The following is a 13,685-nucleotide window of genomic DNA, read 5'->3' on the forward strand; positions in this document are numbered from 1 at the left end:
GTGATAGGCGAGCAGCCGGCCGCCTTTGACCGCGCGACCTCGATCGTGGTCCCCCATTCCCGCCGCGCCTTGGCCCAGGCTGCGGCCCTCTTTTTCGGCCGGCCGGCGGACAAGCTGCGGATTGCCGGAATCACCGGCACCAACGGAAAAACCACCACGACGTACCTCATCAAACACCTCCTGGAACGAGCCCACCAGCGCACCGGCCTGATCGGGACGGTCGCCTACCAGGTCGGCGACCGCGTGTTGGCGGCTGAGCGCACGACGCCGGAAGCCCTCGATCTGCAGGAAATGCTGGCGCGGTGCGTTGAAGCGCGCTGCCAGGCGGTTGCGATGGAGGTTTCCTCGCACGCTTTGACTCAGGAGCGCGTCGCCGAGATCGCTTTCGACGTCGGCGTCTTTACCAACCTTACGCAGGACCACCTCGACTTTCACCGGAGTATGAAAAATTACTTCGACGCCAAGGCGAAGTTGTTCGAATCCCTGCGCGCCCACCCTCAGAAAACCAAGGCGGCGGTGATCAACATCGATGATCCGTACGGGCAACAATTGGCGGCCCGTTTCGGCAAGGATCTTCGGCTGGTCACGTACGGAATGGGGGCGCGGGCCGAATTCAGGGCCAGCAATTTCAAGGTGGAGCTGAGCGGAACCTCCTACCAGTTGGACGCGCAGGAACGCTCCTACCTCGTCCGGCTCCCGCTGATCGGCCGCTTCAACATCTACAATTCGCTGGCGGCTCTGGCGGCGACTTACGCGATGGGCGTCGACCTGCGGTCCTCGGTTCTGGCCCTGGCGCGTTCACCCCAGGTTCCGGGCCGGCTGGAAATGGTGCCGGCCAAGCGCCAGTTCCAGGTTTTCGTCGATTACGCCCACACCGACGATGCGCTTCTGAACGTCGTCAAGACCTGCCGCGACCTGCGCCCGCACCGGCTCATTCTGGTTTTCGGTTGCGGCGGAAACCGCGACCGGGCCAAGCGCCCGCTTATGGGGGCGGTTGCCGACCAGTACGCCGATCACGCGATCATCACTTCCGATAACCCGCGCAAGGAAGACCCGGAGGCGATCCTGCGGGACATCGAGGCCGGCTTCCGGCGCCGCAATTACGAAAAAATCGTGGACCGCCGTGAGGCGATCGCACGGGCCATCGCCCTGGCCGAGTCGCGTGACATCGTTCTGATCGCCGGCAAAGGCCATGAAAAGTACCAGGAGTTCGCTGATCACATCGTCCCGTTTGACGACGTGGAAGTCGCCGCGCGCGCCCTCGAGGATCGGCCCGTGGAATTGGTGCGTCATGGATCCTAGACCGATTGCACAGATTGCCGTCTGGTTAGGCCTGGGCGTTCCGGCCGGAGACGTCCAGGTGCAGCGCATCGTGACCGACAGCCGGATCGTGAAGCCGGGCGACCTTTTCGTGGCGTTACACGGCGAGAAATTCGACGGGCACGCGTTTCTGGCGGCGGCGAAGGCGGCGGGCGCGGCCGGTGCAGTCGTTTCGAGGCCGGATCCGGCCCTGCACGATTGGCCGCAACTGTGCGTGGCCGACACGCTGGCGGCCCTGCAGGGGATCGCGGCGGCCTACCGCGCAACGCTGCCGCTGCAAACTGTGAGCGTCACCGGCAGCAACGGCAAGACGAGCACGAAGGAGATGCTCGCGGCAGTCCTCGGCGTGCGTTACCGGGCCGGCAAAACGCTCGGCAACCTGAATAACCACATCGGCGTCCCGCTTACCTTGCTGAGCTTCGGGTCGGAACACGAATTGGGGGTGGTGGAAATGGGGACGAATCATCCGGGTGAACTCAAGCCCCTGGCGGCCCTGGCGCGATCTGCGGCAGCCGTGATCACCAACATCGGCGTGGCGCACATCGGTCATTTCCATTCCCAGGAGGCCATTGCCGTCGAAAAAGCGTCCGTCGCGGAGGCGATCGGTCCCGAAGGATTCGTGGTGCTGAACGCCAACGACCGGTTTAGCCCGTGCATCGCGGCGCGCTGCCGGGCGGCGGTGACGACCGCCGGGCTGGGGCGAGGCGAGGTCCAGGCGCGGGACCTGCGGTTTCACGATCGCGGGGTGAGTTTCACCCTGGCCGACGGCGCCCGTGCCGAGCCCGTGGAGTTGCCGGTCCCGGGCGAACACATGGTTGCCAACGCGGCGCTGGCGGTCGCCGCCGGCTTGCGATTTGGCGTCACCCTGGCCGAGGCGGCTCGCGCGTTGGCCGGCCTGCAATTGCCGGGGGGCCGATTCCGCGTGCAGAAGCTGCGGGAGATGCTCATCGTGGATGACGCCTACAACGCCAACCCGGACTCGATGGTGGCGGCGCTGCACACGGTCGCGCGCATGCAGTCCGGCAGACGCAAAGTGGCCGTGCTCGGCCGCATGGCGGAACTGGGTGAGGAGAGCGAAGCCGGTCATCGCCGGGTGGGCCGGAGCGCCGCCGAGGCCGGGTTCGAGTGCGTCATCACCGTGGGCCATGAGGCCGCCGAGATCGGGCGGGCGGCGGCCGCCGCGGGTTCGCCCCTGGTGCGCGCCACGGGATCGCACGATGAAGCGGTGCAACTCCTCCGCAGCGTGCTCCGCGCCGGGGACGTGGTTCTGGTCAAGGGCAGCGCCTCGGCCGAAATGGGCCGGGTGATTTGGGGCCTTGAAGCGCTGGAAAAGGAGGGTAAGTGGAGGGCGCCATGATGTACTATTTGTACTATCTCAGCCAGCCGCCCCATTTTGTCCTCAGCGGGTTCAACGTTTTCCAATACATCTCCTTCCGGGCGGTGTGCGCGGCGATCACGGCGTTTTTGCTGTGCCTGCTCTTCGGCAGTTGGGTGATCCGGCTTCTCACCTCCCTGAAATTCGGGCAGCCGATCCGGACCGCCGAGGAGGTGCACCGGCTCTATGAATTGCACGGGGGCAAAAAGGGTACGCCGACCATGGGCGGCGTCCTCCTGATGGGCTCGGTGGTAATCGCCACGCTGCTGTGGGCGCGCTGGGATAATGGCTTTGTCTGGCTCTGCCTTTTTACGATCGTCTTCACCGCCGCCCTGGGGTTCGCGGACGACTACCTCAAGGTCAAGAAGAAGAAATCCGACGGTGTTCCCGGGCGGGTGAAGCTGGTCTGCCAATTTTTTCTGGCCGTCGTGGTGACCGCCTATTTTCTGCTGAATCCGAGCCTGCAGGTCCAGGCCAAGGAGCTTTTTATCCCATTCTTCAAGGACCCGATCGTCGAAAACCTGGGCTGGTTGACGCTGATTTTTTACGCCCTGGTCATCATGGGGGCGTCCAACGCGGTGAACCTTACGGATGGGTTGGACGGCCTGGCCACGGGTTGCACGGTAACGGTGGCGTCCACGTACGCGGTGATGACGTACGCCGCGGGCAGCGTCCCGCTTTCCACCTACCTCGATTTGCCGTTTTACCGTCAGAGCGGCGAACTGGCCGTGCTCTGCGCCGCGCTGGTCGGGGCCGGTCTTGGTTTTCTTTGGTTCAACTGTCATCCGGCGACGGTGTTCATGGGCGACACCGGTTCTCTCTCGATCGGCAGCACCCTGGGGGTGGTGGCGATCTGCTGCAAACAGGAACTGTTGCTGGCGGTGGTCGGCGGCATCTTCGTGATCGAAGCCTTATCGGTGATTGCGCAGGTCCTGAGCTTCAAGCTGCGCGGCAAACGGGTGTTGCTGATGGCGCCGTTGCACCACCATTTTGAACTCAAGGGCTGGAAAGAAAACACCGTTATCGTGCGTTTCTGGGCGATGTCGCTGATGTTCGCCTTTCTCGGGCTGGCAACGTTGAAACTGCGATGAGATTCGAAGGAAAACGTGCGGCGGTCCTGGGTCTGGGCAGCAGCGGCGAGGCCGCGGCGAAGTTGTTATGCCGGGAAGGGGCCCGGGTGACGGTGCTTGACAGCGGTACGCCCGACCCCGTCCGGGCGAGCGGCCTGGCTGCGCTCGGCATGACGCTGGTCCTGGGGGAGCGCGCAAACACCGTGCCGGGTGATTATGATTTGGCCGTCGTCAGCCCCGGCATCGCCCCTGCAGCGCCGCTGTTCCGGAGGTTTGTGACCCGCGGGACGCCGTTGGTCGGGGAACTGGAGTTGGCCTTTCAATGCTGCCGCCGGCCGGTGATCGCCATCACGGGCACCAACGGCAAAACCACCACGACGCAGTTGATCGAACGCGTCCTGAACCAGGCAGGGGTAAGGACCGTCGCCTGCGGAAATATCGGACGGCCGCTCAGCGACGCGCTCCTGGAACAGGAGCGCCTGGACCGGTTCACCCTCGAGGTGAGCTCGTTCCAGCTGGAAACCATCCAAACGTTTCGCCCGGAGGTTGCGGTATGGCTTAACCTGACGCCGGATCACCTGGACCGTTACCGCGACATGGACGAGTACCGGCAGGCCAAGCTGCGGGTTTTTGAAAATCAGACGGCGGCTGATTTCGCGGTCGTCAACCTGGCCGATGCGCTGCCGCCGTTGGGAGCCCGGCGGATCACCTTCAGTGCCTCGATGCCGGGAGGCGATTTCTGGAGTAAGGGAGACAACCTCTACCACGGGGACCGGCATATCCTGAGCCTGCGTGACACCGGCCTGCGCGGTGTGCACAACCTCGAGAATGTCATGGCAACGCTGGGCGTTGCGCTGGCGCTCGGACTTGACCTCGCGGCGGCTGCTGAAGCGATCAAATCGTACCGCCCGCTGCCGCACCGCTGTGAACCGGTCGGTGAACGTGCCGGCGTGACGTTCATCAATGATTCCAAGGCGACGAACCTCGACGCCATGGCCAAGGCGCTGGAATCAGCCGAGCAGCCCATCGTTCTCATCGCCGGCGGCAAAGACAAAGGCTTCGGGTACGAGCCGTTACGGGATCTCGCCGCGCGAAAAGTGAAGCGGGCCGTGCTCATCGGCGAAATGGCGCCGGCGATCGAGGCAGCCTGGCTGGACCGGGTCCCGTGCCTGCGGGCGGCGACCCTGGCTGAAGCCGTGCGCGCGGCGGCCGGCGCCGCTTCGGCGGGCGACGTCGTCCTGTTCTCGCCCGGCACATCGTCTTTCGACATGTTCAAAAGCTACGCCGACCGCGGCGACCAGTTCCGCCGGATCGTTCAGGAGTTACCACGTGAAGATGATGAAACGTTCCCTTAACCGCATACCCAGCAAGCACGCCTCCAACCAACGCCTGCGCGCGACGGCCCAGCGCGCCCCGGTGAAATACGCGCCGGAGGAGCATGAGGTTGAAGAGCCCAACGTGAAACTATCCCGCGCTTTCGTGGTGGTGCTGCTGTTGCACGTCGTGGCGGTCGGCGGCATTTTTGCCTTCAGCGCGTTGAAAGACCGCCAGCAGGCCGGCAGCGGGACGGCGAAAGGCCGGGGGGAATCGCTCCCGGGCAACGTCGCGGCGACCACAAACCAGAACGAGTTGACGCCGGCGGCCAACTCCACCCACCGGGTCAAGCCGGGTGAAACGCTCGCAACGATCGCCATGGCCAACGGCCTCGCGCCTCACGACCTCGAGCTGGCCAACAACCTTAAGCCCGGCGCAGCGCTGGTTCCCGGCAAGGATCTGGTCGTTCCCGAGAAAGCGGCCCTGCGCCCGGTACCGCTGAACGTCCAGAAACTCGTGGAAAACCCCAAGACGGCGGCGCCCCCGAAAGCCGGCAACAACGCGGCCCCGGACAAGGGTGGCACCGGTCCCGATAAAGAGGCTGAAGACGGTTCCCGCAGTTACGTCGTCCAGCGCGGCGATACCCCGGCGCTGATCGCCAGGCGATTGAAAGTGAGTGCCGCCGAGCTGCTGAAGGTGAACAACATCCAGGACCCGCGGAAGCTGCAGGTCGGCCAAAAGCTGGCCGTTCCATAATCTGTAACCGAGCCTGCGCCCGCTACCGTTCGTCATGCACAAACAAAGCGCCTACCTCCTGGTGCTGGCCGTCGGGACGCTGACCCTGATCGGCATCGTCATGCTTTTCAGCACCGGCGCCTACGCCCCGGACAACCACGGGGACGAATTCAGCTTCTTAAAAAAGCAGAGTTTCTGGTTAGGGGTAGGTCTCACCGGAGTAGTCGTGTGTTCAGTGGTCGACTACCATTGGTGGCAGAAAACCTGGCACTTTTGGTTAGGCGCTTCGATCGTCCTCCTCACCCTTTGTTTCATCCGTCCGATCGGGATGCGGTTAAATGGTTCATCCCGCTGGGTGCACGCCGGGCCGCTGACCTTTCAACCGTCGGAGCTGGCCAAGCTGGCGTCGGTTATGTTCATCGCCTGGTGGTTTTCCAGAGAGGAGGAGGTTAAACGGAAGTTTCTGCAGACCTTCGCTTTTCCCTTCGCGGTGATCGGCGTCATTTTGCTGCTGATCATCACCGAGACGGACCTGGGCAGCACGCTGCTGATCGGCGGGACGGTCCTCCTGATGATGTTTGTCGCCGGCACCAGTTTGCGTTACCTGGGGCCGCTGGTGTTGAGCGGTCTGGTGGGTCTCCTGGCGGTGGCCTGGCGCATCTCCGAACGCCAGAGCCGGCTGCTCGCGTTTCTTAACCCGGAAAAATACCAGGAGACCGAAGGCCACCAGCAGTTGATGGGGCTCATCGCGTTCGGCTCCGGCGGGATCGACGGCCTCGGCCTGGGCAACGGGCGCCAGAAGATGTTGTACCTGCCTTACGCACACACCGACTTCATTTTCCCCGTCATCGGCGAGGAACTCGGCCTGAAGGTGACCTTGCTGGTGGTGTTCTGCTACCTGCTTGTCCTGACCGCGGGCATCCTGATCTCTCTGAATGCCAAGGACCGTTTCGGGATGCTCGCCGGGTTCGGCTTGACTACCATTCTGGCGCTGCAGGCGGCCATCAATATCGGGGTGACAACTTCGTTACTGCCTAACAAAGGTCTGCCGCTCCCTTATATCAGCTATGGAGGATCCAACTTATTCTTCAGCCTGGTCTGCGTCGGCATCCTCATTAACATCTACCGGCAGGGTAAGGATACCTCTTCCTCAGACAAAACGCGGCTCCCGGTGCGCATCCGCCACCTGAAGAGGATTTAGCGGGCCGGGATTCATGAACGTGGCGATTGCATGCGGCGGCACGGGAGGGCACCTGTTTCCAGGGATTGCCGTTGCCGAAGTGCTGCAGGCGCGCGGTCACCAGGTGTTGCTGCTGATCTCCGAAAAACCGGTCGACGCGACGGCGGTGCGGGACCGGACCGAGTTCCGCATCGAGCGCATTCCCGCAATCGGGTTGCCGCGCCTCGTCTCGGCGGACCTGCCGCGATTTGCCTTCAAGGCGGTGAAAGGGTTTGCCCGGTGCCAGCGGGTGTATCGGGATTTCCAGCCGCAGGCGGTGCTGGGGATGGGCGGCTTTACGTCCACCGCGCCGATCCTCGCCGGCCGGGTACGCCGTTTACCTACCTTTGTGCACGAATCGAACGCTATCCCGGGTAAAGCGAACCGTCTGAATGCCCGGCTGGCCAGCCGCGTGTTGGTCGGGTTTGAGGATTGCCGCCGTTTTTTTCCCAGGGCTCGCGTCGAGGTAACTGGAACACCGGTCCGGGCGAGCCTGCGCAGTACCGTCGACTGCGCTGCGGCGCGACGCGACCTGGGGTTGAAAACAGATTTTCAGACCGTGTTGATAATGGGCGGCAGCCAGGGCGCGCACGGGATCAACCAGGCGACCCTGGCAACCCTGACGCGTTTCGCCGGCCGTCCCGTTCAATTCATTCACCTCACCGGGACGCAGGATCAAAACAGCGTTTCGGAAAGTTATAAAAGCGCGGGCATCCCGGCGTTTGTGGGCGCGTTTTACCATCGCATGCAGGACGTTTACGGGGCAGCCGATCTCGCGGTGGCGCGTTCCGGAGCCGCGAGCCTGGCTGAGCTTGCTTACTTCGGGGTACCCAGCGTGCTGATCCCATTTCCGTACGCGGCGGAAAATCATCAACTTTTAAATGCGGAAATATTTGCGAGGCAGGGGGCGGCTGAAGTAATACAGGAGGCGCGGGTCGACAAAGACACGCTTGGCTCATTGATAGACCGGCTTCTGGCGGATGGCGCCGGGAGAAGGCAGATGGCAGCACGAATGCGGGCGTTGGCCCCGCAGGATTCAGCCGAGCGAATTGCCCGGTTGATCGAGACATCCGTCAAATGAATTTAGCGGTAGAAGAAATCACGACCGACCTCCTCTTAAGCGGTTCCCGGCGCGTCCACCTCATCGGCGTCGCGGGATCCGGCATGAGCGGTTTGGCGGGGTTGCTGCTGGCGTTAGGGCATGAGGTCAGCGGCTCGGATCGCGTCAGCACGGGCGAGATCCAAAGGCTGCAGAAGCTCGGTCTGAGGTTTCACCTGCCGCAGACGGCAGAAACCGTCCACGGGGCTGAGTTAATCATTTACTCGTCGGCGATCCGGACCGGGAACCCTGCTTTCGACGAGGCGCGTCGTCTCGGGCTGCCGATGCTGCGCCGGGCTGAAGCGCTTGCCGCCGTGATGTCATTGAAGAAGGGCATCGTGATTGCCGGGATGCACGGCAAAACGACGACCACGGCGATGGCCGCCCACGTCTTGCGCTGCGGCCGGATGAAGCCGTCCCACTACGTCGGCGCAGAAATTCCCCTGCTCGGCACGAACGCCTGGTGGGAAAGCGAAGGCGAATACTTCGTGGCGGAAGGGGACGAGAGCGACGGCACCCTGACCCAGTATAAGCCGGAGCATTGCATCCTTCTGAACGTCGAGGAGGAACACCTCGATTACTACGAAGATCTTCCGGCGATCGAGCGCGTGTTCCGGACGTTTCTTGAACAGACGCGCGGCACGGCCTTTTACTGCGTGGATGACCCGCACGCGGCGCGGCTGGGCGGGGCGCACCCGCAGGCCGTCAGCTTCGGATTCGGCGAGCGCGCCGATTACCGAGGCGGCGCGGTTTCGGCCACCGCGTTCGGCTCGGATTTTGAAGTCAGTGGCCGCGGCCGCTTTTTGGGGCGGGTCTTCCTCGGGGTACCGGGACACCACAACGTAAGCAACGCGCTTGGGGTGATCGCCCTGGCCCTTGAACTCGGCCTTGAATTCAGGGACGTGGCCGGCGCGCTCGAGTCGTTCCGCGGCGCTCGCCGCCGGTTTGAGGTGAAGCTGGCCGGCCCGGAATACACGGTCATCGACGATTACGGCCACCATCCTACCGAGATCAGGGCGACCCTCGCCACGGCCAAGGCTTTGGATTGCGCGCGCATCCTGGTGATGTTCCAACCGCATCGCTACAGCCGCACCCTGGCGCTCAAGGAAGAATTCGGACGGGCGTTTGCGGGCGCCGGCCTGGTCTATGTAACTGAAGTTTATGCGGCCAGCGAACGGCCGATCGCGGGAGTTGACGGCAACCTGATCGTGAGTTCGGCGCGGGCGCAAGGCTTCGACCAAGTCCATTACTTTCCGAAACGCCAGGCCTTGCATCGTGAAGTCGGCCGGGTGGCGCGGCCGGGCGACCTGATCATCAGCCTCGGGGCTGGGGACATCCACGAAGAGGCCGCCAAACTGGTGCAGGATTTGCAATTGGCGGCCGAACTGCGCGAAGTGATCGGCGCGGGCGAGGTCCGCCTCTACGAGCCGCTTTCGAAACATACTACCCTGCGGGTGGGCGGACCGGCGCAATTCTGGGTCGAGCCGGAAACGTGCGCCGGGCTGTCCAGCCTGCTGGCCTTTTGCTCCGCGCGGCGCTTGCCGGTTTTTGTGCTCGGACGGGGGTCGAACCTGCTCGTGCGCGACGGCGGCATCCCCGGAGTCGTGATTCACCTCGACCGCGGCGATTTCCTCTCCCTCAAGGTGCGAGGCCACGAGATCCATGCCGGGGCCGGGCTCCGGCTGAAGCAGGTTTGCGCGGCTGCCCGAACGGCGGGCCTGGGCGGTTTCGAGTGGATGGAAGGCATTCCCGGCAGCGTGGGGGGGTGCCTCCGGATGAACGCCGGCGCCATGGGGTCGGAAGCGTTTCAACAGGTCGTCAGCGTGCAAACGATGAACGTGCGCGGCGAGTTTGAGACCTTGTATCCGGACCAGATGGACGTGCGCTACCGCAACGTGCCGGCCCTGTCGGACCGTATCGCCGTGTCAGCGGGGTTTCGAGGTTTCCCGGCCTCCCTCGACGAAATCAATGACCGCCTCGAGGCGTCGATCCGGAAACGAAAAGCCACCCAGCCGATCGCGGCGAGTGCGGGGTGTATCTTCAAAAATCCGGTTGAATGCCCTGCGGGCAGGCTGGTGGAAGAACTCGGGTTAAAAAACCTGTCGGCCGGCGCAGCCCGCGTATCGGAAGTGCATGGCAATTTCATCGTGAACGACGGGGGCGCCAAGGCTTCCGACGTGCTCGATCTGATCGAGGAAATTCGGAGTGTAGCCAAACGGAGCCGAGGCATCGACCTCGAGACGGAAGTTCAGATTATAGGAGTTGCGGATGCATAGTTTTCTGGCGGGACAAAAGGTGGTGGTATTGTGCGGCGGTCCTGGCGCGGAGCGCGAGGTGTCGCTCCGGTCAGGCGCGGCGGTGGGCAAAGCGTTGCGGGCGCTCGACGCGGAAGTCGTCCTGATGGATGCAGGAGCGGATGGAACCCTTCAGTTGCCCGACGCCGTGGATGTGGTGTTCAACGCGCTGCACGGGACCTTCGGCGAGGATGGCACGGTCCAGCGCCTGCTTGAGGAGCAAGGGGTGCCGTACACCGGGGAGAACGTGGCCGGCAGCCGGTTGGCATTCGACAAGATCGCATCCAAACAGCGCTTCATCGAGCGCGGCGTGCCGACGGCGGCCTACATCACCGTACGCAGGGGGGATTCCGGCCGGCCGAGCTTCGCTTTGCCGGCGGTGGTCAAGGTCCCCTGCCAGGGGTCCAGCGTCGGCATTTACATCGTCAGGACCGAAGCGGAATTCGACGCTGCCGTGGCGGCGGCTTTCGCTCAGACCGGCGAAATTCTGATCGAGGAATTTGTCGAAGGCCGCGAACTCACGGTCGGCATCCTGGGCAGGCAGGCGCTGCCGGTGATCGAGATCCGGCCGAAAGGCGGTTTCTACAGTTACGAAAACAAGTATACCTGGACCAACCGGGGGGGCGCCGCGGAACACGAGTGCCCGGCCGCGCTGGATCCCGCGGTCACCCGCCTCGTCCAGGAAACCGCGCTGGCCGCGCATCGTGCGCTCGATCTGGAAGTCTACTCGCGAGTGGACGTTATCCTGGACCGGCGAGGCCGGCCCTACGTGCTGGAGGTCAACACCATCCCGGGAATGACCGAAACCAGCCTGCTGCCTGAGGCCGCCGGGGTTGCCGGCCTTTCCATGCCGAAGCTTTGCGAAAAGATCGTTGAGCTCTCCCTCGACAAGCGGACCTCGAACCAGCGCCAATGGTAAAAAAAATTCCGCCCAGGCAGAATCGCCGGGTCTCGACGGGACGCCAGCGTCGCGATCAATACCTGCTCGACGTCAAGGTGCGCGCGCACAAAGCGGCCGCGCAACGGACCCAACGCGTGATTTTTTTGTCCTGTATTCTGGTGACGGCGCTGGCCGTCGTGGGCGGCATCACCTTCGGTACAAAGAGCGCCTTGAATGCGCTCTTTTTCAAAAACCCGGATTACCGCGTCAAAACCATCGAGATCGTCTCGGACGGCAATCTTAGCCGGGAAGCCATCCTGCGGGCCTGCAATCTGAGCGAGGGCATGAACATTTTCTCGGTCAACCTCCCGCAGGTACGGGAAAGTCTCGGCAGCCTTCCGCAGATCGAAGACAGCCGCGTCGAACGCATTCTCCCCGATCGTCTGGTGATCAAAGTCCAGGAACGGCGCCCGGTGGCGTGGGTGGTTCCTCCGGAGACAAACCTGGCCTCGTTTAACTTCGAAAACGCCTACCTCATTGACCGGCGGGGCGTTCTGCTCAAAACCAAATCCATCGCCCCCGAGTACCGCGGCCTGCCTGCGATTTCAGGGGTCAAGACCAGCAACTATTCGCCCGGGCAGGCACTCGATCAGGACGAAGTGCGGGCAGCATTGGACCTTATCCGGATCAACTCCGAGATCCTGCAGACCCGCTTCCAGATCCGGAGCATTGACGTCTCGAAAGGGTATTGCCTGGTCGCCACCGACCGCCAAAAGGCCAGCGTGACGTTTAACCTGGATAACCTCGAGTGGCAACTGCACCGGCTCGCCCTCCTGCTCGACTACTGCGAGCAGAACAGCAAGGCGCTGCAAACAGCGAACCTGATGGCCGAACGCAACGTGCCCGTGACCTTCGTCCCGGAGGAAACGCCTGAAACGCTGGATGACCCCGAGGAAATCGATCAGCAGCCCGAGGTCATCATCCCCCACAACGCCGCCAAACCCGCCGGCAAGGTTATCATCGGCAGAAACAAGGCCGAGGGCCGGAGAACAAAGGGCGGGGTGCCGAAAAAAGCGTCGCACGTACGGCATGCCCTCTAAACTCGAGAAGGTTCGACTGGAATGGCTAAAGATAATATTTTCGCAGGCCTTGAGATCGGTACCTCGAAGGTTTGCGTCGTGGTGGCCGAAGCGCGTCATGACGGCACCGTAAAGGTATTGGGCATCGGGACGGTTCCCTCGCGCGGTATCCGGAAGGGCGAGATCGTTGATTTCGAAACGGCAAAACGCTGCGTGCACGATGCCATCGTTGATGCCGAGGAAAAAAGCGACGTCGACATCAGTGAAGTCTATCTCGGTATCACCGGCGGCCACATCCGCAGTTTCAACAACCGGGGCGTGGTCCTGCTGGAAGACGATCGCGAGGAAATCGAGGAGCACGACCTTAAAGAGGTGTGCAAGAACGCGTGCGACGTCAGCCTGCCGGAACAAAACACGATCCTGCACACGATCGTCCAGCGTTACTACGTGGACGGCCGGGACGGCGTGCTCAACCCGGTGGGGCTGTTCGGCAAACAGCTGGAGGCGGATTACCACATTGTTTACGGGATCGGTAACCGGATCAAGAACGCCATCCGCTGCGTCAAGGAACTCGATCTGGAGACGACGGACGTGGTGATCAACTCGTTCGCCACGGCCCAGGCGATTCTCGACAAGAACCAACGGCAACTCGGCGCCATTGTGATCGACATCGGCGGGGGTACCACCGATTACGTCGTGTACGTCGGCGGCGCCGTCCGTCAAAGCGGCGTCCTGGGCGTCGGCGGCGACCACATCACCAACGACATTTCCATCGGCCTGAAAATCCCGACCGCACGCGCCGAAAGACTGAAGATTGAAGAAGGCAACGTCAACCTGGGCACCACCCGTCCCGATGAAACGATCGTCCTGAAAGACGAGACGGGGTTTGCCGGCCGGGAAGTTGAGCGCGAAGTTCTGAACCAGATTATCCATGCGCGGCTCCGGGAAATCCTGGAGGTCGTGCGTCGTCAGATCGAGGCGGATCAGAAGAGCCTGGACCTGGTGGGCGCCGGCGTTTTCATTACCGGCGGCTGCAGTCAGATTCGCGGGTTGGAATCTCTGGCGATGGAAGTGTTCAGCATGCCCGTACAGATCGCGCACGCGTTGCCGATCGCCGGGGTGACCTCGGCCTTCGAGAACCCGCAGTATGCGACCGCCCTGGGGCTTGTCCGGTATGCCCAGTTCATGCACATGGACCGGCCGGCCCCGAGAAGCATTTTTGGCCGGTTGAAACGTTTTTTTTTCGCCTGATCGGAAAAATTCAATAAATACCAAAAGCTATAAAACCAGGAAGGGAATG

11 protein-coding genes are annotated in these 13,685 nt (G+C 62.9%); all 11 read left to right on the top strand.

Annotated features, from left to right (window positions below; all coding sequences use genetic code 11):
• Positions 1-1,302, top strand: a 1,302-nt coding sequence (locus JO015_08105) for a UDP-N-acetylmuramoyl-L-alanyl-D-glutamate--2,6-diaminopimelate ligase (GenBank protein MBV9999061.1), incomplete at its 5' end; no start/stop codon positions are given.
• Positions 1,292-2,677, top strand: a complete 1,386-nt coding sequence (locus tag JO015_08110; GenBank protein ID MBV9999062.1) for a UDP-N-acetylmuramoyl-tripeptide--D-alanyl-D-alanine ligase — start codon at positions 1,292-1,294, stop codon at positions 2,675-2,677. The genes JO015_08105 and JO015_08110, both read left to right, overlap by 11 nt.
• The gene (locus JO015_08115; GenBank protein MBV9999063.1) at positions 2,674-3,786 is read left to right on the top strand and encodes a phospho-N-acetylmuramoyl-pentapeptide-transferase; all 1,113 of its coding nucleotides are present in this window, start codon (positions 2,674-2,676) and stop codon (positions 3,784-3,786) included. Before JO015_08110 ends, JO015_08115 begins: the two co-directional genes overlap by 4 nt.
• Positions 3,783-5,120: a UDP-N-acetylmuramoyl-L-alanine--D-glutamate ligase gene (murD, locus tag JO015_08120; protein MBV9999064.1), complete on the top strand. Its 1,338-nt coding sequence runs from the start codon at positions 3,783-3,785 to the stop codon at positions 5,118-5,120. Before JO015_08115 ends, murD begins: the two co-directional genes overlap by 4 nt.
• Positions 5,101-5,835, top strand: coding sequence for a LysM peptidoglycan-binding domain-containing protein (locus JO015_08125; protein MBV9999065.1), 735 nt, complete (start codon positions 5,101-5,103; stop codon positions 5,833-5,835). Before murD ends, JO015_08125 begins: the two co-directional genes overlap by 20 nt.
• A gap of 34 nt (positions 5,836-5,869) precedes the next feature.
• A complete protein-coding gene (gene ftsW, locus JO015_08130; protein MBV9999066.1) occupies positions 5,870-7,015 on the top strand; it encodes a putative lipid II flippase FtsW in 1,146 nt (381 codons plus the stop codon).
• 13 nt (positions 7,016-7,028) lie between these two features.
• Positions 7,029-8,114 (top strand): undecaprenyldiphospho-muramoylpentapeptide beta-N-acetylglucosaminyltransferase, encoded by a 1,086-nt coding sequence (gene murG, locus JO015_08135; protein MBV9999067.1) that lies wholly within the window; start codon positions 7,029-7,031, stop codon positions 8,112-8,114.
• On the top strand, positions 8,111-10,408 hold the full coding sequence (gene murC / locus JO015_08140; GenBank protein ID MBV9999068.1) for a UDP-N-acetylmuramate--L-alanine ligase: 2,298 nt from the start codon (positions 8,111-8,113) through the stop codon (positions 10,406-10,408). Before murG ends, murC begins: the two co-directional genes overlap by 4 nt.
• Positions 10,401-11,345 (top strand): D-alanine--D-alanine ligase, encoded by a 945-nt coding sequence (locus JO015_08145; protein MBV9999069.1) that lies wholly within the window; start codon positions 10,401-10,403, stop codon positions 11,343-11,345. Before murC ends, JO015_08145 begins: the two co-directional genes overlap by 8 nt.
• Entirely contained in the window at positions 11,339-12,406 is a 1,068-nt protein-coding gene (locus JO015_08150; protein MBV9999070.1) for an FtsQ-type POTRA domain-containing protein, read from the top strand. The genes JO015_08145 and JO015_08150 overlap by 7 nt, the downstream gene beginning before the upstream one ends.
• Before the next feature lie 21 nt (positions 12,407-12,427).
• Positions 12,428-13,636, top strand: coding sequence for a cell division protein FtsA (gene ftsA, locus JO015_08155; GenBank protein MBV9999071.1), 1,209 nt, complete (start codon positions 12,428-12,430; stop codon positions 13,634-13,636).
• Positions 13,637-13,685: the final 49 nt, after the last annotated feature.

The organism is Verrucomicrobiota bacterium, assembly GCA_019247695.1.
Classification (GTDB): Bacteria; Verrucomicrobiota; Verrucomicrobiia; order Chthoniobacterales; family JAFAMB01; genus JAFBAP01.